Source organism: Neobacillus sp. K501 (assembly GCF_053749995.1).
In genome coordinates this window covers 80,781-105,722 of record NZ_JBSLYA010000001.1, presented here as the reverse complement: position 1 = coordinate 105,722, position 24,942 = coordinate 80,781, and the positions used below count along the sequence as shown (strand labels likewise).

At 38.5% G+C, this 24,942-nt stretch carries 22 protein-coding genes; 20 read left to right on the top strand and 2 right to left on the bottom strand.

The annotated features are described in order from the left end of the window. Window positions 1–2: 2 nt before the first annotated feature. Window positions 3–2,105, bottom strand: a complete 2,103-nt coding sequence (locus ACWM35_RS00500; protein WP_454814429.1) for a transglycosylase domain-containing protein — start codon at window positions 2,103–2,105, stop codon at window positions 3–5. A 189-nt stretch (window positions 2,106–2,294) separates the two neighbouring features. On the opposite strand from ACWM35_RS00500, the gene ACWM35_RS00495 reads away from it, so the two are divergent. From ACWM35_RS00495 to ACWM35_RS00480, 4 genes are all read left to right on the top strand, one after another. Beyond that, a complete protein-coding gene (locus ACWM35_RS00495) occupies window positions 2,295–2,561 on the top strand; it encodes a phage holin (RefSeq protein ID WP_454814427.1) in 267 nt (88 codons plus the stop codon). Between the two features lie 828 nt (window positions 2,562–3,389). Then, a complete protein-coding gene (locus ACWM35_RS00490; RefSeq protein ID WP_454814425.1) occupies window positions 3,390–4,994 on the top strand; it encodes a spore germination protein in 1,605 nt (534 codons plus the stop codon). Next, window positions 4,994–6,205, top strand: a complete 1,212-nt coding sequence (locus tag ACWM35_RS00485) for a Ger(x)C family spore germination protein (RefSeq protein WP_454814423.1) — start codon at window positions 4,994–4,996, stop codon at window positions 6,203–6,205. The genes ACWM35_RS00490 and ACWM35_RS00485 overlap by 1 nt, the downstream gene beginning before the upstream one ends. Window positions 6,206–6,241: 36 nt before the next feature. Next, entirely contained in the window at window positions 6,242–7,348 is a 1,107-nt protein-coding gene (locus tag ACWM35_RS00480; RefSeq protein ID WP_454814421.1) for a GerAB/ArcD/ProY family transporter, read from the top strand. Between the two features lie 7 nt (window positions 7,349–7,355). Here the strand turns inward: ACWM35_RS00480 and ACWM35_RS00475 are convergent, their stop codons facing one another. After that, on the bottom strand, window positions 7,356–8,645 hold the full coding sequence (locus ACWM35_RS00475; RefSeq protein WP_454814419.1) for an ATP-binding protein: 1,290 nt from the start codon (window positions 8,643–8,645) through the stop codon (window positions 7,356–7,358). 271 nt (window positions 8,646–8,916) lie between these two features. On the opposite strand from ACWM35_RS00475, the gene sigX reads away from it, so the two are divergent. From sigX to ACWM35_RS00395, 16 genes are all read left to right on the top strand, one after another. Beyond that, on the top strand, window positions 8,917–9,444 hold the full coding sequence (sigX, locus tag ACWM35_RS00470; protein WP_454814417.1) for an RNA polymerase sigma factor SigX: 528 nt from the start codon (window positions 8,917–8,919) through the stop codon (window positions 9,442–9,444). A gap of 123 nt (window positions 9,445–9,567) precedes the next feature. Further along, the gene (locus ACWM35_RS00465; RefSeq protein ID WP_454814415.1) at window positions 9,568–10,275 is read left to right on the top strand and encodes a response regulator transcription factor; all 708 of its coding nucleotides are present in this window, start codon (window positions 9,568–9,570) and stop codon (window positions 10,273–10,275) included. Beyond that, on the top strand, window positions 10,245–11,645 hold the full coding sequence (locus tag ACWM35_RS00460) for an ATP-binding protein (RefSeq protein WP_454814413.1): 1,401 nt from the start codon (window positions 10,245–10,247) through the stop codon (window positions 11,643–11,645). The genes ACWM35_RS00465 and ACWM35_RS00460 overlap by 31 nt, the downstream gene beginning before the upstream one ends. Before the next feature lie 24 nt (window positions 11,646–11,669). Further along, a complete protein-coding gene (locus ACWM35_RS00455; RefSeq protein ID WP_454814411.1) occupies window positions 11,670–13,370 on the top strand; it encodes a DL-endopeptidase inhibitor IseA family protein in 1,701 nt (566 codons plus the stop codon). A 208-nt stretch (window positions 13,371–13,578) separates the two neighbouring features. Further along, a complete protein-coding gene (locus tag ACWM35_RS00450; protein WP_454814409.1) occupies window positions 13,579–14,757 on the top strand; it encodes an acyl-CoA dehydrogenase family protein in 1,179 nt (392 codons plus the stop codon). A 63-nt stretch (window positions 14,758–14,820) separates the two neighbouring features. Continuing rightward, window positions 14,821–15,585 (top strand): 3-oxoacyl-ACP reductase FabG, encoded by a 765-nt coding sequence (fabG, locus tag ACWM35_RS00445; RefSeq protein ID WP_454814407.1) that lies wholly within the window; start codon window positions 14,821–14,823, stop codon window positions 15,583–15,585. 24 nt (window positions 15,586–15,609) lie between these two features. Continuing rightward, complete coding sequence (locus ACWM35_RS00440; RefSeq protein ID WP_454814405.1) at window positions 15,610–16,059, top strand: MaoC family dehydratase N-terminal domain-containing protein; 450 nt, start codon at window positions 15,610–15,612, stop codon at window positions 16,057–16,059. Beyond that, entirely contained in the window at window positions 16,056–16,457 is a 402-nt protein-coding gene (locus ACWM35_RS00435; protein WP_454814403.1) for a MaoC/PaaZ C-terminal domain-containing protein, read from the top strand. Before ACWM35_RS00440 ends, ACWM35_RS00435 begins: the two co-directional genes overlap by 4 nt. Before the next feature lie 78 nt (window positions 16,458–16,535). Further along, a complete protein-coding gene (locus tag ACWM35_RS00430) occupies window positions 16,536–17,303 on the top strand; it encodes a class II aldolase/adducin family protein (protein ID WP_454814401.1) in 768 nt (255 codons plus the stop codon). Between the two features lie 65 nt (window positions 17,304–17,368). Further along, window positions 17,369–18,289 (top strand): ketopantoate reductase family protein, encoded by a 921-nt coding sequence (locus ACWM35_RS00425; RefSeq protein ID WP_454814399.1) that lies wholly within the window; start codon window positions 17,369–17,371, stop codon window positions 18,287–18,289. Window positions 18,290–18,694: 405 nt separating this feature from the next. After that, window positions 18,695–19,468: an SDR family oxidoreductase gene (locus ACWM35_RS00420; protein ID WP_454814398.1), complete on the top strand. Its 774-nt coding sequence runs from the start codon at window positions 18,695–18,697 to the stop codon at window positions 19,466–19,468. Window positions 19,469–19,503: 35 nt separating this feature from the next. Continuing rightward, entirely contained in the window at window positions 19,504–20,673 is a 1,170-nt protein-coding gene (locus ACWM35_RS00415; protein WP_454814396.1) for a thiolase family protein, read from the top strand. A 7-nt stretch (window positions 20,674–20,680) separates the two neighbouring features. Next, entirely contained in the window at window positions 20,681–21,244 is a 564-nt protein-coding gene (locus ACWM35_RS00410; RefSeq protein WP_454814394.1) for a TetR/AcrR family transcriptional regulator, read from the top strand. Window positions 21,245–21,299: 55 nt separating this feature from the next. Then, window positions 21,300–22,967, top strand: coding sequence for a long-chain fatty acid--CoA ligase (locus tag ACWM35_RS00405; protein ID WP_454814392.1), 1,668 nt, complete (start codon window positions 21,300–21,302; stop codon window positions 22,965–22,967). A gap of 89 nt (window positions 22,968–23,056) precedes the next feature. Continuing rightward, complete coding sequence (locus ACWM35_RS00400) at window positions 23,057–23,920, top strand: branched-chain amino acid ABC transporter permease (protein ID WP_454814391.1); 864 nt, start codon at window positions 23,057–23,059, stop codon at window positions 23,918–23,920. Beyond that, window positions 23,920–24,942 (top strand): branched-chain amino acid ABC transporter permease, encoded by a 1,023-nt coding sequence (locus ACWM35_RS00395; protein WP_454814389.1) that lies wholly within the window; start codon window positions 23,920–23,922, stop codon window positions 24,940–24,942. The genes ACWM35_RS00400 and ACWM35_RS00395 overlap by 1 nt, the downstream gene beginning before the upstream one ends.

Genomic DNA, 24,942 nt, shown 5'->3' with positions numbered 1-24,942 from the left:
TGCTATTGTCTTAAACCTTGAAGTTTTTCAAGAATGGAATCAACGCCTTTACCAATAACATTCAGCGCATCCTCTAGGCCTTTTTTCCAAACAGGGGCTTGTTCCTGAATGACTTCTCCAATTTTTTGAGCATTTTCATTTAGTTCCTTGCCAATTTTGTCTGCCTGTTCTTTAATTTCTTCTCTTGTCTGTGTTTTACCAGCAAGCTGATCATTAATCGAAACAACCTCAAAGCTTTCCTGTTGTAAATGGGGAAGGGATTCCTTTATAATTTCCTTGAAAATCGGGACCACATTACTCGAACTGCTGCTTGGCAAATAATGCTCACGGTCGGTTTGGTCAAAGCCAATCCAAATCGCAGCTACTAGATTAGGAGTATAACCAACCATCCATTGATCTTTGGTACCATTAATATCTGCATAAGGGAGCTGGGTTGAACCAGTTTTTCCAGCGATTTGAACACCTGGGATCTGAGCATTTTTACCGGTACCTGATTCTACGACATTTAAGAGCATCGCTGTCATATCATTGGCAACTTTTTTTGAAATGACCTTTGTCTTTTCTGCTTCGCGTTCTGCGATGATATTACCTGTTGGTCCGACTATTTTTGTAATCAAATGGCTGTCAGCGCGTTTCCCTTCATTTGGAAAGGCGGAAAAGGCATTGGCTAATTGCAGCGGTGAGATACCTTTGTTCATTCCTCCAAGGGCAATAGCAAGGTTTTTATCTTCTTTTTCCACAGGGATTCCAAAACGTTTGACTGTATCTAAGCCTTTCTCTAGACCGATTTCATTTAGCAGCCATACCGCTGGGACGTTTAACGAATCTTCAAGAGCCTTGTACATCTGCACTTTTCCCTGAAATGTTTTAGAAAAATTCTCTGGTGCATAATTACCGAATGTTGTCGGCTCATCGACTAATTCGGAAGAATATTCATAGCCTTCCTCAAGGGCAGGAGTGTAAACCGCCAACGGCTTCATCGTCGATCCTGGCTGTGCCTTTAGCTGTGTTGCCCGATTAAATCCGCGGAACACATGCTCTCCGCGCCCACCAACGAGTGCAAGGACACCGCCTGAACTAGGATCCATTAGTACAGAGCCCGTTTGTACGATTTCACCTGCTTTTCCTCGTGGGAAAAGAGCATTATTACTCGTTACCTTTTCGAGTCCTTTTTGCAGGTTTTGATCCATTTCCGTATATATCCGGTATCCTCTTGTTAAGATTTCTTCCTGTGTTAATCCGTATTTGGAAATCGCCTCATTTAATACGGCATCAACATAATAGGGGTATTCGCGCTCAACAAAACTACCTCCGCCTTTATTAATCTGGATTTTTTCGTTTTTCGCGGTTTCGTATTGATCCGCTGAAATCATTCCTAATTCCTTCATCTTCCCTAAGACCAGATTTCGCCTTTTAATCGCCAAATCATAGTTTTTTGTAGGATCTAGATAATTAGGGGATTGCAATAGTCCAGCAAGCAAGGCAGCCTCACTAATGGTAACCTGATTGATTGGTTTATTATAATATCTTGTTGAAGCATTGGCGATTCCCCATGCCCCGCTGCCAAAGTAAACCTGATTTAAATACATTTGCAGTATTTCATTTTTTTCATATACTTTTTCAATTTTAACCGCTAAGAATAATTCCTCAGCCTTTCGTTTATAGGTTTGTTCAGGTGAGAGCAAAGCGTTCTTCGCTAACTGCTGGGTTAACGTACTGCCGCCGCCGGTAATCTCGCCTGCAAACAAATTACTAAAAAATGCCCTGGCGATTCCTTTAATATCAAAGCCATTATGTTCATAAAATCGTTCGTCTTCAATCGCAACAACAGCATCTGGAACATGGCTTGGAAGTTCCTCAATGTTAATACCTTTTGTCCGATTGGTGGCGACATTGGTAGCAACAGCTTCATTCTTATCATAAATAACGGTTGGCTGACTTAAACCTTCCTTTAAGGATTGGACATTTGCTCTCGTTGCCAGCCAGCCAAAGTAAACAATTGTGATTAGGACAATAACTAGTAGAATTAATAGGATTATTTGTGTCAGGTGCTTCTTCTTCCAGAAACGGACAACCATTTCCCAAAAGGGCTTCAATCTCTCCATTTGATCTCCTTACTTTCCAGGATTTTTGCTTTATCCATTATAAATTTTTTAGCTAAAAAACACCAATGATTGTGTTTTGAAGGAAAATATTTTGTTTGCGAATTTAAAGTAAATGCGTGATATTTGCGGACAACCATTTTCAGTCCAAGCATATGTTATTAGAAAGAAGCATATAAAGGGGATGATGGAATGATCAACTGGAAGGTCCGCTTTAAAAACCGAAAATGGGTGATGGCCTTTATTGCTCAACTATTTATCGTGGCACAAATGGTGTTAGCTGGATTAAATTCATTAGGTATTACGGATTTTCAGCTTACCGAAGCGATACAGCAATCAATACTAAATTTCGTTAACGCAATATTTATTCTTTTATCGATGATGGGAATTGTACAAGATCCAACAACAAAAGGTATGAGTGATAGCGAACGAGCGATGACCTATAAAGATCCTAATTAATAGTTTGTATAGGAAACACCAGACTAGCAATCTGGTGTTTAAATATTTAGAATAATCAACTTTTATGTTATAATTCTGGTAATAACTGATTTTCCAATGTGATGAAAAAGGCAGTTCCTAGAAATCTAACATACTACATAGTAGGTCATCTTGATTTTTCTTTCGAATAGGATATAAAGAAGGGGGTCTAGTTATGTGGTTTTGGATTGCGGTTATATCTTTATTACTTATTGTTTTCGAGGAGTCCATCTATTATTTTTGGAATCGCTATATTTACGGAAGAAAAGAATCGAAACCCAAAAATTGGAAAAGGAGAATTACCCTCGGAATATCCTTTTTAATAAGGAAAAGAATGAGAGATGCACATGATAAACATAACCATAAGATTAGTTCATAAAAAACTGCCTTTGCCATCTCGGTAATAGGTAGTTTTTTTTGATTATTTAGAGGGAGGGTTGTTTTTATGCTTTTTATTCAAATATCCCCCAATGATATCAAAAAGAAAAAAAAGGGAAAACAATAATAATATGAAATATTCCGCATTTTCCATTACCCGAAAAGGATTTACACCTTTTGTAATAATTCCTTTTGGACTTATTCCCATTAGAATATCCATTATGATTATCACCGAAAACAATCCCAGTGCCAATAACATCGTGACAAGCAATAGTTTCACTCAACATCACCTTCAAAAAGCATTTGTTCTATTCTTTGTTATAAATAAACCAGTTAATCGTTAAATTGAAGAAAACTTATTGTAAAAATTGGATATTCTTGAATGTTCCGTGCAAAATAACCACAGATAATAAATTAAGTGAGGCGGAATTTGTGTCCATTTTGTCTAAAATGATGAAAAAGAAACGTAATCGAATACAGAATGATAACTACAGACAAAAACAAGATCCGCAAAATCCAGAAGATTTGCCAATTTTAAGAGATTACCAAGAAAATGTTACTCGTTTAAGGATGGAATTAGGTAATAGTAACGATTTAGCATTACGTGAAATTAAGGTTCGTCAAAATAAAGGAGTTGCAGTATATATTGATGGACTAGCTGATAATCAAATGATCAGTGATTTCTTTTTAGAATCCTTATTAGAAGATACTAAAGGGTCTCATGATGATTTTTTTCAATGGATGCTTGAAAAAGCAGTAGGGTTAGGTAATCTGCAGGTCATAATAAATTGGAATCAAGTATTTGATTTTTTGTTGTCGGGAAATACGATCCTTTTTTTAGATGGCTATAATAAAGGAATTAGTATCGAAACAAAGGGATGGGAAAAACGTTCCATTACTGAACCGACTACTCAATTAGCAATACGTGGACCGAAGGATTCTTTTACAGAAACACTTCGAACAAACACAGCTTTAATTCGAAGAAGAATAAAAAGCCCGAATTTATGGCTTGAATCTATGAAAATTGGAACGGTTACTCAGACTGATATAGCCATTATGTATATTAAAGGAATTGCAAATGAAAAAATTGTTTCTGAAGTGAAAGAAAGGCTCCAGAGGATCAATATGGATTCCATCCAGGGATCTGGTTATGTTGAGCAGTTAATTGAGGATCAAACATGGACCATATTTCCTACCACCTTTCACTCAGAAAGGCCGGATGTGGTAACTTCACAGATATTAGAAGGCAGAGTGGCAATCATTGTTGACGGGACACCATTTGTAGTTACTGCACCAGCGATATTTATTCAATTTTTTCAAGCACCAGATGATTATTATTCACGCTTTGATATTTCAACAGGTATTAGGTTATTAAGGATTCTTGCTTTTTTTATTGCTCTTATCGGACCTGCTGTGTATATTGCGGCAACTACTTTTCATCAGGAAATGATTCCGACAACGATGGCGATTGCAATTGCTGCACAACGTGAAAATGTACCATTCCCAGCATTTGTCGAGGCTTTAATCATGGAAGTTACGTTTGAGATATTAAGAGAAGCAGGGTTACGGCTTCCACGAGCGGTTGGGCAAGCTGTTTCTATTGTTGGAGCTTTAGTAATTGGACAGGCGGCAGTTCAGGCTGGATTTGTATCTCCTGTTATGGTAATTGTTGTTTCTATTACGGCGATTGCCAATTTTTCAACCCCAGTGTTTGCGATGGGAATTGCGGCCAGATTACTTCGTTTTGTCCTAATGGGATTGGCTACGATTTTAGGTTTTTATGGAATCATGTTAGGTTTTATGTTTATGAGCATCCATTTATGCTCACTTCGCTCATTCGGAATTCCCTACATGATGCCTTTGGCACCGTTTAATATCCAAAATCAACAAGATATTTTTATTCGTTTTCCTATTTGGGCAATGAAAAACAGACCTATGTTCATTAGTAAAGGAAATATGGTGAGAACTGGGGAACATCAAAAGCCAGGTCCTCCTCCTGCACAAAATGATGATCAATCTAAAAATGGTGATTCATGATGAAAAGAATAGTAATAATAGGCCTGCTGTTGATTTTGATGTTTTTCTCCCTAACTGCATGCTGGAATCAACAAGAACTGACTGACTTGACCTTCGTTATGGCTTTAGGAATCGATAAAGGAACAAATGAACGTTATCAAGTATCATTTCAATTTGTAAACCCAGGAAATGTTTCATCCAGTCAATTTGGTGGTGGACAGGGTCCACCCATCGCTGTCGCAAAAGCAACGGGAAATACGATAACTGAGGCTGCAAGAAATGTAACTAAAAAAATTCCTCGGGAATTATACTATGCACACACTAATTTAGTCATAATTAGTGAGGAGGTTGCAAAAGAAAAAGACCTATTTTTATCCATTTTTGATTCATTAGGCAGGGATCCGGAATTTAGAAGAACGACTGAATTGGTGATAGCAAAAGGCTCTACAGCAGAGGAAATTTTATCTACCATTACCATATTAGAAAAATTACCTGTCAATAAAATAACCAAACAAATTAAAACGAATGAAGGCATGCTAGGAGAGGATATCACGGTCAATATTGATGATTTTGTAAGTGGCATTGTCAGTACTGGTAAAGAGCCTATTTTAACAGGATATATTTTAATGGGTAAAAAAGAAATAGCAAAAGATCTAAAAAATCTTGAAAAAACGATACCAGATGCTTTCCTCCAAGCTGACGGATTAGCCGTTTTTAGTGATGGGAAATTGACAGGATGGATTGATCATAATAATGCTCGTGGTGTGTTATGGGTTTTAAATAAAGTGAAAAGCACCCAAATTAATGTGAATTGGGAGGATAAAAAAAACGCTCTTAATGTGGTGCCTATTCGTTCAAAGACAAAAGTATCAGTAGTCTTCAAAGATGGCAAGCCTGTCATACACATTAATGTAGAAAATGAAGGCTGGATAAGTGAAGCAAATATTGCGATTGAGTTGACTGATCCAAAGGTTATTTCCAAAATCGAAAAAAAGGTCGAAGAAAATATTAAAACAGAAATTCTAAAAACAGTTAAGGTTGCACAAAAACAAAAAAGTGATATCTTTGGCTTTGGTGATCGAGTACATCGAGCAAATCCTAAACTTTGGAAGAAATTAAAATGGAACTGGAATGAGTACTTTGCAAACCTTGAAGTAAAAGTTGAAGTGGACTCCTATATTCGCAGAGAAGGAGTCAAAACAAATCCGTTTTGGTCTAACCTTGGTAAATAATCCTTTGCTCCAAACAGGGTCAGGGGGAGGATAATTATGGAAAAGGCGAAAATTAATGCTTCACAATTGTTTGTCTTGATCGTTTTATTTGAGATGGGAAGTGCTATTCTTATCGGCTTAGGATCAAGCGCCAAACAGGATGCTTGGATATCGATTTTGATAGGATTAGGTTTTGGTATATTGCTCTTTCATATCTATTACCGACTATACGTATACTACCCTGACCTGCCCCTTACAAGCTATCTCCAAAAGATTTTAGGTAAAACCGTGGGGAGCATTATCGGGGTATTGTATATTATTTATTTTATGTACATTGCAACAAGAGTCATGCGTGATTTTGGCGATCTGTTAACTAGTACAATCTATACCAATACACCACTTTTTGTTGTAAACACATTAATGATTCTTACCATTATCTATGCTATACACAAGGGGATTGAAGTCATAGCAAGAGTAGGCCAGCTCTATTTTGCGATCATTTACTTTTTAGCAATTATTGGAATGTTGCTGATTTTATTTTCAGGTTTAATCCATTTAGAAAATCTTCAACCTATTTTGGAAAATGGCTGGAGACCAATTTTCAAGACGTCTTTTCAAGAAACCATTAATTTTCCTTTTGGGGAAATGATCGTTTTTACGATGCTTCTTCCATTTTTGAATGAGCAAAAAAAGGCAAAAAAGGTTTGTATCGGAGGTATGATTCTAGCGGGTATTAATATTACTTTAACGACGATCATTAATATTGCGGCCTTGGGTGTTGATTCTTTTACTCAATCGACCTTTCCGTTGTTAAGCACAATTAGCAAAATTCAAATTGCTGAATTTATTGAACGGCTCGACGTCTTTTTTATGCTTTATTTGGTGATTGGGGGTTTCTTTAAAGTCACTATTTTTTACTATGCGGCAGTTGCAGGAGCCGCGGATATCTTTAAATTTAATAATCAGCGAAAGCTCATTTTCCCAATTGGATTTATCATCTTAATTGCATCTCTAACGATAGCATCTAACTTTTCAGAACATCTATTAGAAGGTCTAAAATATGTTCCATTTTATATTCAGTGGCCAATCCAAATCATCATTCCCTCCATGGTCCTTTTCATTGCCTACATAAAAAACAGAACAAAGAAAATAAGCTCACCATGAGGCGAGCTTATTTTCGATCCAGGGTTTTTAAGTTAGTTGGATGACCCTGTTTTATTGGCAATACAATGTTTACAGTCGTCCCGTCACCGAGTTCACTTTCAAAATGGATTGTACCTTTATGAGATTGGACAATTTTGAAACTGACTGTCAAACCTAACCCTGTTCCTTTCTCTTTCGAGGAATAAAACGGCTCACCAATTTTATCTAATCGATCTTTTGATATCCCAATGCCATTGTCTTTTATGGTGATACATAAATGTTCGGTTCCGGCAGTTTCAACACCAATCCAAACCGTACCATTATTTTTTGAAGCTTCAATGGCATTTTTAATAAGATTGATAAACAACTGTTTTAGTTGGTTTGGCTCACATTCCAGTATGAGTTCCTCTTCTGGAAAATGAGAGTCCATTTGGACATTATGAAGACTCGACTCAACACCTAATAGGGATATAACATCATTTAAGATCTTTTGAATCGGCAGCCTCGAAAAATGAAAATGTTGAGGTTTAGCTAATAGCAATAGTTCACCAACAATGTGATTGATACGGTTTAATTCATCTAACATGATTTGATAATAGTATTGATGCTTTTGATCTTCGGTTTGCAAGATTTGGACAAACCCTTTTAAGGAAGTAAGTGGATTTCGTATTTCATGGGCGATACTAGCAGATAATTCACCAACGAGTGAAAGTTTTTCCGACCGAAGGAGTCGTTCTTCTGCCTGCCTTAATGAAGTAATATCTCTACCCATAATGACTAACCCTTCCCGGCTTCCGTCCTCCTGAAATAGTGGAACTTTAATGGTATCGAAGATTTTGTTCGTACCATCTGGAAGAGGAATGACTTCTTCACAACGAGTAATTTTTCCGTTTATCCAGGTTTCTTCATCTGATACTTCACAATTTTTTAGTGCTTCTGCATAAAACTCTGTGTATTGTGCTAATTCAGAGTCCTTTTTCCCACGATAATCGACGTTTTCAAGCTGAAATAATTTTAAGCCAAATTCATTTGCCTCAATCCAGCGACCTTCACCGTCCTTGAAGTTAACAAAATCAACCATTGAATTAATTAACGTCGAAAGCCGTCTTTCTTCTTCCTTTGTCGTAGAAAGTTCTTCTTTTTTTAACAGGAAAAAGTAAAAGAATCCACATGTTAAAAGAATATAGAAAATTTCTTTCACACGTTCGAAATAATAATCATATGAGGTTGGTATATATTCCGTAAGCAGATAATTACTGCCATATAACCATATTAAACTTCCTATCAGGTACAGAAATACCAGTTTCTGTTTTTTCATGTAAATCTCCTGTTCTCCGGTAACGAATAATCTTTATTTAATTATATAGTACAAGATGTGAAGGTATTTTGGAATAACGCATTACTGGAAATTGTCTATAAGTAATATCCATTATAATATAGCAAAAAGAAAATATGGAAAAAGGTTACAAAACGGTAACAATACTTGGAAAAAGTGTTTACCGGATTGTAACCCTTTTTATTGCCAATAAAAGTATGATTTATCCAAGGATGAAATGTACCAGGTCTACAAAAAAGGATGGAGAGTTAATATGGAAACGATTTTTAATGATTTATATAGAAAATATCATCACGAATTATTTAATTTCCTTTTTTACATGGTTCATAACCGGGAACAGGCAGAGGATCTCGTACAAGAAGTGTATATCCGTGTATTAAAATCATATACACAGTTTAAAGGTGAAAGCAGTGAGAAAACATGGCTGATTGCCATCGCTCGTAATGTAGCGATTGATTTTTTTCGAAAACAAAAGGGATGGAAAGAACGAACTATAAACAAATTGAAAATAGAGGATTTGCCGATAAAAGATCAAAGACCAATACCGGAAGAAATGGTTTATCAGTTAGAGGAAAAACAATTCATGTACCACTGTTTAGAAAAATGTTCGCTTGACCAAAAGAGTGTGATCATTCTTCGCTATATTCAGGAACTTTCCATTTTAGAGACAGCTCAAGTCCTTGGCTGGAAGGAAAGCAAGGTGAAAACCACGCAGCATCGGGCGATTAAACAGTTGAAAAATCTGATGCAGAGTAAAATGAAGCAGGAAATGGCGGGCTAATGCTTTAAAACTCAATGCCTTTGTTTACTTAATCACTCCTCAATAGAAAATACTTTGCTAAGTTTTAACTAGGATGTAAAATAATAGAAGAGTTATATTTTAGTAAAATGTGAGGATATTAGAATGACAGAGGCTAAGATATTAGTGGTCGAGGACGAATTGCCAATTCGCAAGTTAATAGTTTTTAACCTGCAAAGATCAAATTATAAGGTAATTGAAACAGGAAATGGGCAAGAGGCTATTCAGCTAGTTAAGGAACAATCACCTTCTTTAGTCATATTAGATTTAATGCTGCCTGATTTAGACGGTTTTGAGATCTGTACAAAATTAAGAGAAAGCTACCCTGAGTTGCCCATTGTCATTGTATCTGCCCGAGGGCAGGATATGGAAAAAATAATGGGACTAGAGCTTGGTGCTGATGATTATATCGTAAAACCCTTCAATCCATTAGAATTAGTTGCAAGAATAAGATCAGTGCTTAGGAGAACAACGCAAAAGGTTGATAAGCAGCCTTCAAATGTCATAAACAAAGGGCCTTTTGTGTTAGATACAAAGACACAGCGGGTATATAAATCAGGGCAGATCTTGAAATTAACTGCCCGGGAATACCAATTGGTAAAATTATTTTTTGATCGTGTGAATGAACCGATAACAAGAGATGAACTCCTCGATAAGATTTGGGGAGTAAATTACTTTGGTGACCCCAAAACAGTTGATGTTCATATTCGAAGATTACGTGAGAAAATCGAAGATGAGCCATCTAACCCTAGCTACCTCAAAACGATTTGGGGGTTTGGTTATTGTTTTCAAGAGTGCGAGATTCGAGCATGAAAAAGGGAATAAAAAGAAGAGTGGTTTGGAGTTATTTGCTCCTAATCATTTTTAGCGTTGCATTATTTGAAACGATGATTCTTTTTGCCTTAAGAGTTTACTATATTGATGGGGTAAAGCAGGCATTGCGTGATCAAGGAACGATGTTTTCGTCCATAAATGAGCAAGAATTAATTGACGACCGTCTAAATAATGACCCAGAAAAACTTTTGGATCAATTTCGATTTTTGGTAGAGGCCCAAGTACAATTGATTGATGAAAACGGCATGATTGTTGCTGATACACATAACCATGAGAATTTATATGTTTCAGACTATGTGGATGTGAAAACGGCTTTACTAGGATCAATTGGTTATTTGGATACGGAGATAAATGATGAACGAGTGTTAGTCGTCACCCAACCGTTACAACGGGGGAGCACCGTCATTGGAGCAATCCGATTTACCACCTCTCTTGAAGGAGTAAACAAAGTATATGCTCAGAATGCTTTATTTCTTGTTTCATTTGGTGGAATTGTTATTTTAACCGCTACCATTATGAGCTTCTTTTTAGCCAATACCATTACCAAGCCAGTTAGTGTGATTACGGCAGCAGCCGAGCAAATGGCATCCGGGAAGCTTTCAACAAGGATTCCTAAAGAAAAGGATGACGAAATCGGAAAATTGGCAGAGACGCTAAATTATATGGCGGAGGAAATTGAAAGACATGAACAATTAAAAAATGAGTTTATTGCTTCGATTTCACATGAACTTCGCACCCCATTAACCTCGATAAAGGGCTGGTCTGTGACCTTGCAGTCGATGTCCGAGGATCCATTCTTTCGCGATGGCCTTGAAATCATATCAAACGAAAGTGACCGATTAAATGGGCTGTTAAATGAATTACTTGATTTTTCTAGTCTTTCGTCTGGAAGGCTTCCTTTAGTATTGGATGAAGTTACCTTACCAGTCTTAATTAACCAGGTGATTCAGCAATTAGAACCAAGAGGTTTGCGTCAAGGAGTTACGCTTCGTACGAATATCGATGAATCGATCGGAAAAATCATGGCAGATAAAAATCGGATTAAACAAGTGCTGATGAATCTGCTAGATAATGCGTTAAAATTCACTCCAAGTGATGGAATCATTACAGTGGGACTAGAAAAGGACGAAAATGCTGCTGTTATTACGATAAGCGATACCGGTATTGGAATCGCGAAAGCAGAATTAAAACTCGTTCGGGATAAATTTTATAAAGGGAAGTCGAAATCAGCAGGAAGCGGGTTGGGCCTTGCCATTGTCGATGAAATCATTGGAATTCATCAGGGGCAATTTCTATTAACAAGCCAAGAAGGTATAGGGACTACAGCAGTCATTCGCTTGCCGTTGTAATCGATTAATTATTCTGGAGGACACATGAGAATAGCAATCAATTGGAAACTCGCTGCCACGGTTGCAGCTTGTTTATTTTTATTTACTGGCTGTAATTTATTTGTTTCCCCTGAAAGTTTAATTCAACTGCCAAACCAAGCAAAGGTCGAAAATCAAGAGGAAGATTTAATTTCGATTGCAAAAAGAAATTTGCCTAAAGGTACGGAACTGTCTGTCCCAAATGGCCCTGTTGGTGTCGATCCAGTTTTAAGTTTGGATCTTGATGGTGATGAAAAAAATGAAGCGTTGGTCCTTTACCGCTCGATTATTCATCAAAATCAAGTGGGGGCATTTTTGCTGAAGGAAGGTAAAAATGGCTGGGGAAAAGTCTTTGCTACCAAAGGAACTGGTTCTGAAATAAGTTGGGCAAGTGCATCGGATATAACCGGTGATGGGAAAATGGAAATTTTACTTGGCTGGCAAACAGGGGGATCAGAAGTAAAAGTCCTTGAAATCTATCAATGGGAAAAAGATAAATTAACAATCTTAAATGAACTAAATTATCACGAGTTAGAAGTGATTCATTTTGAAAATGATCCAATAGCAAGACTGGCGTTGTGGAAGCGGGACATAGCGGATGCTTATAAAATCGATTTGTTAGTTTGGAGTGGAAATACTTTCATTTCTGACAAGGACCACTACCCATCTTATTTCCAGAAGGCGATCTCTTACTATGAGCAAAGGACATCAGAAGTTCCGGATGCTGCCTATTACTGGTATTATTTAGCGGACTCCCATTTAAAAGCGAATCATCCTGAACAGGCACTAGATGCTATAAATACGGGAATGAAATTGAAATCAGTTGTTCCAACAAAAATAACTTTTGAGCAATTGAAAGTGAAAATTGAAAATAGACAAAAGGAATTGATCAATACAGACGTTGCCTTTGAATTGTCTGACCCTGATGTGACGATTCGTGTTCCCCGCAGCCTGGCGCCTTATCTATCAATAAATAGTGAGTTAATTCAAGATGATCATTTTACGATTTCTGTTGAAATTTCACCTGACAAAAAGTTGAAGCAATCGCTATTCACGGTCGAGGTTTTCCCTGTTGATATGGTCGTGAATAGTGATTCAAAAATGGAGAAAATTGGCGAGAATTTAGAGCATCAATTTTTTGTTAGAAGAGCGGAGTCATCTACTAACCACGGAAATAGAATCATCCAATTTGCCGTTAACACGATGGATCTCATCATTTCAAACATCGAATTAGGCCCATTAAATGCAGAATATCGGAGCTTAGAAGATGAAGTTGTCCTTCTGAAGGTAAAAGAGGCAGTAAAGAAATATTGGTATGTTATGAGTGGCGGCGATATGCCTGAGGGGAAAATGAAAACGGTATCCATCAATAATCATGAATATCGTTATCTTGGTAAAGATCTGAATACCCATGCGAAATTGGTGAATTATTTATCAGATTCCTTTACTGGGAATGCCATAGACTCTTTTATAGAACAAGCTCAAATCATTGAATATTTCGATAAGTTTATTCAGCCCAATGCTGATGGCGGCTCCTTCCTAAACTATGATGTAGGGGAAATTGTACAGAAGAAAGATAAGGGAAATGAAAAAGAATTTGATATTAAAATTCCGCTGGGGAATAGTTTTACCTATGAATTTGTTCATATAAGTTTCCAAAAAACTGAAAATGGTTGGAGAATCTTTTCAGAACCGGGTACTTTTTAACTTAAAATAGGCAAGTCAGCCAACCGATCTGATTTGCCTATTTTTATAAAAAAATAAAGATTTTTAAATAAAAAACTTGTTTTAACTGAAAGTTCAGAATAAAATAAAAGTAACATACCAACCGGTAGGTATGTTTAGTCTAATAATGGCATATTCTTTTTTAGCGGCAAAAAATCTAGATTCTGAATAAAGGAATGGAGTGGATCGTATGCATTTGCGTTTAACGGATGAACAGAAAATGGTACAAAAAACAATTCGAAGATTTGTAGAAAAAGAGTTGATCCCACTAGAAAATGATGTCCTTAGGAATGAAAGAGAAGGAAAGCCAAGTCTACCTCCAGGAAAATTAAAGGAACTTCAACTAAAAGCGAAGGAAGCAGGTTTTTGGGGAATCAATACACCTGCTGAATATGGCGGTGCCGACCTTGGTCAAATGATGATGGCGATTGTGTTAATGGAAGTGTCCAAGACTTTCGTTCCTTTTAGTTTTGGAGGTTCTGCGGATAATATCCTTTATTACGGAAATGAAGAACAGAAGAAGAAATATTTGCTTCCAACTATTGAGGGTGTGAAGAAATCTTGCTTTGCGATGACAGAACCAGGTGCGGGATCAGACACACAAAATATTAAAATGACAGCTGTGAAAGATGGAAATGAATGGGTATTAAATGGTGAAAAAACTTTCATCACCGGTGGAAATGAAGCAGATTTTGTTATGGCGATTGCGATTACAGATAAAGAAAGACATCAGGTTACTCGAGGTCGTGAGGGTGTAACTTGCTTTATCGTCGACCGTGACATGGGCTGGAAATCAGAGTATATACATACGATGGGAGAATGGGGACCAGCCGGCTTAGTATTTGAAAATGTACGTGTACCAGAAGAAAATATTCTTGGCGAATTACACAAGGGATACAATCTAGGACTGGAATGGATCGGCTTTGCCCGTTGGGTGGTTGGTGCCCGAGCAGTTGGAACGGCGGAACGCTTATTGCAAATGGCGATTGATTATGCCAAAGAAAGGGTAACTTTCGGCAAACCAATTGCGGAACGTCAAGCCATTCAATGGCAAATTGCTGATTCAGCAGTAGAAATTGAAGCAGCAAGATGGCTGGTATTAAATGCAGCGTTTACGCTTGATGAAGGGGAAGATAACCGTCACTTAGCTTCGATGGCTAAACTTTACGGCGCAAATATGGGTAATAATGTTGTTGACCGTGTTATGCAAATCCACGGTGGAATGGGCTATACAAGAGAGCTGCCAATTGAGCGTTGGTATCGTGAAGCAAGACTTTGGAGAATTTACGATGGCACGGATGAAATTCAGCGCATGATTATTGCTAGAAACTTAATTAAAGGCCATGTTAAAGTGGGTCAAAATTTTTAATATCTGATTGTAAGCGCTATCTAAAGATTGATAGATTATTATTTTTGTATAGGAGGAGAAAAAATGGCAGGCAGATTTTCAGGAAGAGTGGCATTTGTTACCGGCGGCAGCCGTGGGATTGGGAAGGGAATAGTTGAGCTTTTTGCAGAGGAAGGCGCGAAAGTCGCTTTCATTGATTTAAATGAAGAAGCATTAGCAGAAACAACAAGTGAGCTGAAGGAAAAAGGCTATGATGTATTTTCCAAGGTTGCGAATGTAACGGATCCTGAACAGGTGGAAGGTGCAGTAAGAGAGGCGTATGAAGCCTTTGGTTCCATTGATATTCTAGTCAATAATGCCGGGGTTATTCGTGATAATCTCTTATTCAAAATGACAGATTCAGATTGGCAGACTGTCATGGATGTTCACTTAAAAGGTTCCTTCAATGCTGCACGCGCTGCCCAAAAGTATATGGTTGAAAACAAGTATGGTCGCATTATCAATATCTCTTCAACATCCGCACTTGGAAACCGTGGCCAAGCCAACTATGCGGCTGCCAAAGCAGGCTTGCAAGGCTTCACGAAAACATTGGCGATTGAGCTGGGTAGATATGGAATTACAGCGAACTCAGTTGCGCCAGGATTTATTGAAACAGAAATGACAAAGGAAACAGCCGCAAGAATCGGTGTTCCGTTTGAGCAATTAATTCAAGCAAGTGTTGCGAATATCCCTGTTGGCAGAAGCGGTAAACCTGCAGATATCGCCAATGCGGTTGCATTCTTTGCAGATGAAAATTCATCGTTTGTCAATGGTCAGGTTATTTATGTAGCCGGCGGACCAAAAAATTAATTGGGAAAGTGAGGCGAAGAGTAATTGTTTAAAGATCAAATTGGCAAAAAGTCCATTAAAGTTAAAAATGTGGTGGAAAGAGGAGCAGTAAAGAAGTTTGCTGAGGCCATTGGTGACCTCCATCCGATCTATTTTGATGAGGAAACAGGGGAAAATTCTCGTTTTAAAAAAAATATTGCACCTCCAACCTTTCCTAGAGTCTTTGACTATGGTGTGATTGAGGGGCTGCATCTTCCAAATATAGGATTAATCCATGGTGAACAAACCTTTCATTATGAGCGTCCGTTGTTTGTTGGTGAGGAGATTCTCTGTTATTCAGAGGTGAAGAATTACACGGAGAAAAAAGGGAATTTTGGTCATATGGGGTTCCTTGTGTTAGAAAACTATGGAGAGGATCTAGCCGGTAATACGGTGTTTAGTTCTACCTCTACTGTGGTCATCTCTGAAGCGGTGAGGAAGGTGTTAACGAAATGAGTACCCTAGCACATTTACAAGTAGGAGAGGAAATAAAAGAAATTCAATTAGAGCCTGTTTCAAGAATTGATTTAATCAAATATGCAGGTGCTTCAGGGGATTTTAATCCGATTCATACCATCGATGATGAAGCGAAAAAAGCTGGATTGCCAGGTATTATTGCTCATGGTATGTGGACGATGGGGAATTTAGCAAAGCTTTTTACACCTTACTTTGAAGAAGGGTTTGTTGAGGATTACTCGATCCGATTTAAAGGGATGGTTTTCTTAAATGATGTGATTACTTTGAGAGCCACTTTAAAAGAAGTCAATGATCGTAAGCTTCGCTTTTCGGTCCAGGCTGTGAATCAGAATGGAAATGAAGTTCTAAAAGGTGAAGTTTTATATCATCAATTCTAAAAAATAACCCGGCATCAATTAGTTAATCCTTTTTGCTGCTGGGTTTCTTATTATTCTTAAAGAAGGGGAGGATGTCGAATGACGGCAAAAATGGTTTTAAGCTATTCACCGCCTGTGTTCTCAAATGTGGAGGAAGAAAGACTGCATTTAAAGCAAAAATTGGCAGCTGCCTTTCGTTTGTTTTCTAAATTTGGTTTCGATGAAGGGGTCGCTGGACATATCACTGCAAGGGATCCAGAAAAGAAAGATCATTTCTGGGTGAATCCATTTGGAATGCATTTCAGTCAAATAAAAGCATCTGACTTAATCCTTTGTAACCATGAAGGGGAAGTTGTAGAGGGGAAATTTCCTGTTAACCGTGCTGCCTTTGCGATTCATTCCCAGGTTCACGCAGCACGACCAGATGTCATTGCTGCTGCACACGCTCATTCTGTATACGGCAAGTCATGGTCTTCATTAGGGCGTCTCCTTGATCCGATTACCCAAGACGCTTGCGCTTTCTTCAATGATCATTCATTGTTTGACGATTTTACCGGCGTCGTCCTAGACACAGAGGAAGGAAGACGGATTGGTAAAGCGCTGGGAAATCGAAAGGCCTGTATATTGCGAAATCATGGTTTACTGACAGTTGGACAATCTGTCGATGAAGCGGCCTGGTGGTTTATTACAATGGAGCGCTCATGCCAGGCCCAATTGCTGGCAGAATCAGCAGGGAAACCAATTGTAATCGATGATGAAAATGCTAGTGTAACCTATGATACGGTTGGGACAACGGAAGCAGGCTGGTTCCAGTTTCAACCATTATGGAATCGAATTGTTAAAGAGCAGCCCGACCTATTAGATTAGTGTTGATATCTGAAAAGATAAGTCATCTTTTCAGACCATACATATAAATATTTGGAGGTTTACAGATGAAAATAGGAATTGTAGGTACTGGAGCTGTCGGAGGCTATTACGGTGGTCATTTAGTTAAGGCAGGAAATCACGTAGTCTTTTTTGCACGAGGGGGAAATCTATCATACTTTCAGGAAAATGGTCTAACGATTGAGAGTGAAGTAGAACATTTCCATGTCCAAAGTACATTTACCGATGATTATCAACTTTTTTCAACAGTGGACCTCTTGTTATTTTGTGTGAAGTCAACAGCCACAAATGAAGTAGCAGATAAATTACTTCCAGTTTTAAAGGAAGACTGCTTGATTCTTACACTCCAAAATGGCGTTGATAATGAGGAAATTCTTGCTTCCCGTTTCGGGAAAAATAGAATTTTATCGGCGGCAGCCTATATTCAAGCAGTAGTAAAAGAAACCGGTGTTATAAAACAAATTGGGGTACCCCCTAGGCTGGTCATTGGAGCACTTGATGAAAATTTAGCTGACAAAGTTGAAGAAATTAGCTCTCTTTTCAATGGCGCTAACACCGAAACATTTACTTCAAAAAATATAATAGAAATGAAGTGGAAAAAACTGCTTTGGAATGTCACCTTTAATCCGTTGACGGCTTTAGTAGAATCAAAAGTTGGGGCTATTTTTGAGAATGAGGGTTTGTATACAACAGCCAAAACTATCTGTAAAGAAGCGATAGCCGTTGCAAGAGCAGCAGGTTTAGACATTGATGAAAGCTTTGCTGAAGTGGTTTTCAAACAAGGACAATTTGCTCGTAATCATCATACTTCGATGCTGCAAGATAAGTTAAGTGGAAGAGCCATGGAGCTTGAATCGATATGTGGATATATTGTCAAAAAAGCGAAGCAATTGGAAGTGGATATTCCCGTCCTTGAAACCATTTACCATCTCTTAAACTACGAGGATCAAAAATTACGACAACACTAATTTTGAACCAGAACGGCGACAGTAAAAAGAGGGATTGCCACTTTATGTGTAGGCGGCGGTCAAGTATTGACGATTTTGGTAGAAAAAATATAAATTTATAAATAATTTTAATATAAAAATATTAACTGTTTTTTCTTGTAACAGATTGTATACATGAACAATAAAAAAATAGTAATATAACTTATTTTCAAAAGGAAATAAACATGAAAATTTTCCGACAAAAGTAGACATTGAATATTCTAAAAATTTTGGATAATATTACTTTAATGACATACCGACTAGTTAGTATGTGAAAAATTCCCATTTTAACTAGTAAAGTGGATTGCATGAAAGCGCTTAAACACAGCCTGTTGGATGATATCGAACTATTAATATTTAAACATATAGGATATGGAGGAAAGATCAATGCATGTAAAAGAATTATTTGACTTAACTGGAAAAGTTGCGATTGTTACTGGCGGTGGCCGAGGATTGGGACACCAAATTGCCGAAGGTTTTGCTGAAGCAGGAGCAAATGTTGTCGTTTGTTCTAGAAAGCTAGAAGCTTGCCAAGAAGTAAGTGAAGAGTTAAAAAATATTGGCGTTGAGTCAATCGCTTTAAAATGCGATGTCACTAATCCTGAGGATGTCAAAAATGTAGTAGAGAAGACTTTAGAGCGTTTTGGGCGGATCGACATTCTCGTGAACAATAGCGGTGCTTCTTGGGGGGCACTTGCAGAAGAGATGCCGCTTGAGGCTTGGAAAAAAGTCGTTGATGTTAATCTCACAGGTACCTTCTTAATGTCACAAGCTGTTGGAAAAGTAATGATCGAACAGCAATCAGGAAAAATTATTAACATTGCCTCAGTGGCAGGTCTTGGAGGCAGCAACCCGAAATACATGAATGCTGTCGGCTATAATGCCTCTAAAGGGGCGGTCATCACCTTTACTAAGGATTTAGCTGTTAAATGGGGACAACATGGAATTTTCGTCAATGCAATTGCTCCTGGGTTTTTCCCAACAAAAATGTCCAAAGGTTTGCTCGAACAAGGTGGAAATGGAATTCTTGAAGGGACTCCATTAGGTAAATTTGGTTCAGACTCAGATTTAAAAGGAGTTGCCTTGTTTTTAGCAGCACCAGCTTCCAATTTTGTGACAGGGGATGTCCTAGTGGTTGATGGCGGCGCACATGCGATGTAAATGAAGAAATTTTATAGAATTCAGGGGGGAAATAAATGAAAAGAGATGCCGTTATCGTATCTGCAGTACGCACAGCGATTGGAAGACAGGGCAGTGCTCTTGCCACTGTTCCAGCACATGTATTTGGAGCAGAGGTCATTAAAGAGGCAGTAAAACGAGCGAATATCGATCCTGAAATAATAGATGATGTCCTATTTGGTAATGTACTATCTGGTGGGGGGAATATTGCTAGATTAACAGCCTTACAGACTGGTCTATCTATTAATTTGCCAGGATTAACAGTCGATAGACAGTGTGGCTCTGGAATCAATGCTATTAATCTAGCTGCTCAGGCCATTTGGGCAGGCGATGGTGATGTGTATATTGCCGGCGGTACCGAGAGCATGAGTCGGGCACCATATTTGATGGAACGTCCAGAAAAGCCATATAGCGCTTCACCGCCAAGCTTTACAAATTTGAAAGTCTCAACAGACGAAATCGGTGACCCGCCAATGGGGATTACAGCCGAAAATCTTGCTGAAAAATATAAGATTACGAGAGAAGAACAAGATGAATTTGCTTATCTCAGCCAGCAGCGAATGAAGATTGCCATGGAAGAGGGTCGTTTTGATGAACAAATTGTCCCCATTACCATTCCGGTTAAAAAGGGTGCACCAATTGTGTTTAAAACGGACGAGCATCCAAGGCCGCAAACGTCGCTTGAGGCATTATCAAAGCTTCAACCGGCTTTCCTAAAGGGTGGTACTGTAACTGCCGGCAATAGCTCAGGATTAAATGATGCTGCTTCAGCATTAGTCATTATGTCGCGTGAAAAGGCAGAGGAACTAAATCTGACTCCATTAGCCGTAATCCGAGCATATGCGGTAGCTGGAGTCGATCCTAATATCATGGGAATCGGACCAGTACCTGCGGTAAGAAAAGTAGTAGAGAAATCAGGGATCTCTTTGGAGAAAATTGATCTAATTGAATTTAACGAAGCCTTTGCAGCTCAAGTATTAGCGTGTAACAGAGAGCTGAACATGGATTTAGAAAAGGTCAATGTGAATGGCGGAGCCATTGCCCATGGTCATCCATTAGGGGCAACTGGAGCCATCCTCGCAACGAAAGCGGTTTATGAACTAAAAAGAACTAACGGCAGGTATGCGCTATTGGCAGCATGTATTGGCGGCGGACAAGGAATCGCCACCATTATCGAACGCGAGTGAAGCCTTTATGAAGCAGAGGATCTTGGAAGCAGGAATTAAATTAATAGATGAGAATGGATTCAAATCAACCTCCATTAACGATATCGTTGAGGCAATTGGAGCAACAAAGGGGACCTTCTACTATTATTTTGCCAGCAAAGAAGAGCTGTTAAAGGATATACATTTATTGTATATAGAGGATTTAATTCATAGGCAAGATAAAATACTAGCGAATCCTGCTACAACCTGCACAAGAAAATTATATGAAATAATCTATTTGTTGATAAGTAATATTCGTACAAAGCGACAAAGTGCTCGGATTTTTATTCGGGAAATCAGGCATCTTTCGAAAGATAACTTTGATTCTATTCGTAATAAAAGGAACGAGTTCCGGGTCAATGTCCAACAGCTTCTCGAGGATGGAATTCAAAAAGGTGAATTTATAACAGGCTGTCAGGCTGACATCGTAACTTTAGGGATATTGGGGATGGCCAATTGGAGTTTTTATTGGTTTAATCCGAATGGAGCCGTTTCAGAAGAAGAGCTGTCAGAAATTTATGTAGATATGATATTAGCAGGAATAAAAAGCTAGTAAACTTCAATGGTGACGAATGAAACCATGTTAAGTGTTTTAGGGAGGTAAAATGATGCTGACTTTACATTATGAACATTGGCCGAATATCGCCAAGTCTTTAAACGTACCAAATACTTCTTTATATGACAATTTAAAGGTAAGTGCCAGTCGTTATCCTGATCAAACTGCTATCTACTATTATGGAAATAAACTTTCCTACGAGCAATTAGATTCAGAAGTTAATGCACTAGCTGGTTACCTGCAGCAAAAGTTAAGTGTGGCACCAGGGGAAAAAGTATTGTTGTTCATGCAAAATTCACCCCAGTTCGTCATTGGTTATTATGCGATTTTAAGAGCAAATGCTGTTGTTGTTCCAATCAATCCAATGCTTGTTGCCGATGAATTAGAATTTTACATCCGTGACTGTGAAATCAAAACGGCACTTATCGGACAGGAACTATACGATCGAGTTGGACCATTACTAGGTTTGACCTCACTAGAAAATTTGGTAATTGGAGCCTATTCCGATTATAAAGGGAATGAATTTGATGGCAATCTTCCTAAGGAAGTAGAAATGGCAAGGCTGGTATTTAATAAGGCTAATCATTACTACTGGCAGGACGCGATTCAGGCAAATTTAACACCAAGTGAACATACTGCAAAGGGCGATGACCTGGCTGTTCTTCCATATACTTCAGGCACGACGGGATTGCCAAAGGGTTGTATGCATACAAATCGCACAGTCCAAGCAAACACATTAGGGGCCTACTATTGGTCAAGGACAACTCCAAATGCTGTTCATCTGATGACTCTCCCGCTTTTCCATGTAACCGGGATGGTTCACAGTATGCATATGCCAATTTACAGCGGAAGCACGATGGTGATTACGACAAGATGGAACCGTGATACTGCTGTCGAACTGATAAAAACTCTGGGCTGTACCCATTGGGTAACCATCGCGACGATGATTGTTGACTTCCTAGCGAATCCGAATTTAAAGGCAGAGGACATTGCTTCGTTAACCTCGATTTCAGGTGGTGGTGCTGCTCTTCCAGAAGCGGTAGGAGAAAAACTGTTCAATCTTTGCGGATTGAGGTTTGTTGAGGGCTATGGTTTGTCTGAAACAATTGCTCAAACGCATTTCAATCCTGCTGAGCGGCCTAAAATGCAATGTTTAGGAATTCCATCTTTTGATGTTGATTCCCGAATTATTGAGCCAGCTACTGGAAAAGAGTTAGGGATCGGTGAAGTCGGTGAGATCATAGTCAACGGACCGCAAATAATGGTTGGTTATTATAACCGTGAGGATGAAAATCGTCAATCATTTATCGAGTTAGACGGGAAAAGGTTTTTTAGGACAGGGGATATAGGCCGTTACGACCAAGAAGGCTATTTCTTTATCGTTGACCGGGTAAAACGGATGATTAATGCTTCCGGATTTAAGGTTTGGCCGACAGAAGTGGAGTCGTATCTTTATAAGCATCCCGCGATCCAACAGGCATGTGTCGTCGGAGTACCCGATGAGAGAAGAGGAGAAACGGTAAAGGCGTTTGTCATCTTAAATGAAGGGTATGAAGGGGAGATTAGCGAAGAGGAAATTATCGAATGGTCGAGAGAGCATATGGCTGCTTATAAATATCCGCGGCTGATCGAATTCCGGAAGCAATTTCCGATGACTTCTAGTGGAAAGATCCTCTGGCGTCAGCTTCAGGATGAGGAAAAGCAAAAAATAGAAAAGTAGAAAAGTAGAAAAAGTGCTCAGTGGGTAGCTTGGGCGTAGAAGTTGCTCCCAGGCTCCCAAAAAGATTAAGCAAACTAAGGGGGCGAATTATGGAAATCTTAGTTCAACAATTATTTAATGGATTGACGATTGGCAGCGTATATGCTTTGGTTGCCTTAGGATTAACGCTTGTATATGGAATCTTACATATTCCAAATTTTGCCCACGGTGCTTTATACATGATGGGTGGATACATTACTTTAACCGTGATGACAAAATTGGGTTTACATTATTGGATCGCTATCGCTATTTCTATTCTTGTAGTTGGATTACTGGGAGTATTAATGGAAAGATTGGTATTCCATCCTCTGAGAAAGGCCCCGCCTATTCAAGATATGATTGCGGCGATTGGAATTCTCTTATTTCTAGAAGCTTTTGCTCATTATGTCTGGGGGGCAGAATACCAAAGCATGGTGACTCCATATGGACAAGTAGTTGAGATTTTTGGTTTAACTCTTACCGTTCAACGTATTCTAATTGTCGCTGCGGCGATTGTGGTCATGATTCTGTTAACTCTTTTCATGAAAAAAACCTTTACTGGGGCAACTATCATCGCGATGTCTCAAGATCGCGAGGGGGCAAGCCTTGTTGGGATTAATACGACCAAAGTTATTATGTTAACGTTTATGATTTCAGGTGGACTTGCCGCTATTGCTGCCTCATTGAGTGCACCAATCAATCTAGTTTTTCCTGGAATGGGAAATTTAGTCATTATGAAAGCCTTCGTCATCATTACTCTTGGAGGAATGGGAAGTGTTCCTGGAGCAATTTTAGGGGGGTACATTCTAGGATTTAGTGAAAGTTTGGGTGCGACGTATCTTTCAAATGATTACAAGGACATTATTGCCTTTGTTCTCCTGGTGGTAATATTATTCGTTAAACCTAACGGACTTTTCTCAAAGGGGGGACATTAATGACGAAGTTGGCAAACAAAAAAACGATTATTGCAGCTTTAGTTGTGATTGCGATACTCTTTCCACTTATTACACAGAATGATTATTTGATTCATGTATTGACTTTATCATTTATTTGGATGATCGGTGTTTACGGCATCAATATTCTTGCGGGTTATACGGGGTATCTTTCCTTAGCGCATGCCGGTTTCTTTGCAATCGGGGCGTATTCTCTCGGTTTGCTTACCGTAAAAGCAGAGATGAATTTCTGGCTTGCACTAGTTTTATCGCTAGTGATAACAGGTGTGCTTGGTTTCTTAGTAGGTTTAATTTCATTAAAAACAAAAGAACACGCTTTCTCCATCTATACAATGTGCGTAGGTTATATCATTTATCTCGTCATCGATAAATGGGAATCGTTAACAGAGGGTGTCCGCGGACTGATTGGTATTCCAGCACCGGCCAACATCGGACCCTTATCTTTTGAAACACAAACGTCTCATTATTACTTAATTTTGTTTTTCTTACTTCTTACGATTTTTATCATGTATCGAATTGTCCATTCCTTGTCAGGGAGAACTTATATCGCGATTCGGAATAGTGAGGATTTGGCTCAGACGATAGGTATTTCTACTACGAAAAATAAATTAATTGTCTTTGTTATCTCGACTATTTTTGCTGGATTAGCTGGTGCCTTGTATGCTTCATTTGTACGGTTTATCGGACCAGATATCGGCTCAACAGTCGTTGTGTTTGATTTTCTAACTTATTTAATGGTTGGCGGAATTGGAACGTTATCAGGTCCAATTGTTGGAACGATTCTTATCGTTGTGCTTTCACAGCAACTACAATTTTTACAAGATTACCGGATGCTCATCTTTGGTCCATTGTTAACATTACTGATCATCTTCTATCCATCGGGCATAGTTGGAGCAATTAGCAATTTTATTCAGAAACGCAAGGCAAAACGTACATTTCAAGGTAGAGATCTATCTATTGTAAAGGCGGGACCGATTACTGAAAAACAGGTAAAGGAGGGGTAG

Coding starts and splice junctions, on each gene's coding strand:
- ACWM35_RS00410 (WP_454814394.1), top strand. CDS start 20,681: ATGAAGCAGAGGATCTTGGAAGCAGGAATTAAATTAATAGATGAGAAT.
- ACWM35_RS00405 (WP_454814392.1), top strand. CDS start 21,300: ATGCTGACTTTACATTATGAACATTGGCCGAATATCGCCAAGTCTTTA.
- ACWM35_RS00500 (WP_454814429.1), bottom strand. CDS start 2,105: ATGGAGAGATTGAAGCCCTTTTGGGAAATGGTTGTCCGTTTCTGGAAG.
- ACWM35_RS00400 (WP_454814391.1), top strand. CDS start 23,057: ATGGAAATCTTAGTTCAACAATTATTTAATGGATTGACGATTGGCAGC.
- ACWM35_RS00415 (WP_454814396.1), top strand. CDS start 19,504: ATGAAAAGAGATGCCGTTATCGTATCTGCAGTACGCACAGCGATTGGA.
- ACWM35_RS00430 (WP_454814401.1), top strand. CDS start 16,536: ATGACGGCAAAAATGGTTTTAAGCTATTCACCGCCTGTGTTCTCAAAT.
- ACWM35_RS00475 (WP_454814419.1), bottom strand. CDS start 8,645: ATGAAAAAACAGAAACTGGTATTTCTGTACCTGATAGGAAGTTTAATA.
- sigX (WP_454814417.1), top strand. CDS start 8,917: ATGGAAACGATTTTTAATGATTTATATAGAAAATATCATCACGAATTA.
- ACWM35_RS00455 (WP_454814411.1), top strand. CDS start 11,670: ATGAGAATAGCAATCAATTGGAAACTCGCTGCCACGGTTGCAGCTTGT.
- ACWM35_RS00480 (WP_454814421.1), top strand. CDS start 6,242: ATGGAAAAGGCGAAAATTAATGCTTCACAATTGTTTGTCTTGATCGTT.
- ACWM35_RS00495 (WP_454814427.1), top strand. CDS start 2,295: ATGATCAACTGGAAGGTCCGCTTTAAAAACCGAAAATGGGTGATGGCC.
- ACWM35_RS00395 (WP_454814389.1), top strand. CDS start 23,920: ATGACGAAGTTGGCAAACAAAAAAACGATTATTGCAGCTTTAGTTGTG.
- ACWM35_RS00420 (WP_454814398.1), top strand. CDS start 18,695: ATGCATGTAAAAGAATTATTTGACTTAACTGGAAAAGTTGCGATTGTT.
- fabG (WP_454814407.1), top strand. CDS start 14,821: ATGGCAGGCAGATTTTCAGGAAGAGTGGCATTTGTTACCGGCGGCAGC.
- ACWM35_RS00425 (WP_454814399.1), top strand. CDS start 17,369: ATGAAAATAGGAATTGTAGGTACTGGAGCTGTCGGAGGCTATTACGGT.
- ACWM35_RS00465 (WP_454814415.1), top strand. CDS start 9,568: ATGACAGAGGCTAAGATATTAGTGGTCGAGGACGAATTGCCAATTCGC.
- ACWM35_RS00450 (WP_454814409.1), top strand. CDS start 13,579: ATGCATTTGCGTTTAACGGATGAACAGAAAATGGTACAAAAAACAATT.
- ACWM35_RS00485 (WP_454814423.1), top strand. CDS start 4,994: ATGAAAAGAATAGTAATAATAGGCCTGCTGTTGATTTTGATGTTTTTC.
- ACWM35_RS00435 (WP_454814403.1), top strand. CDS start 16,056: ATGAGTACCCTAGCACATTTACAAGTAGGAGAGGAAATAAAAGAAATT.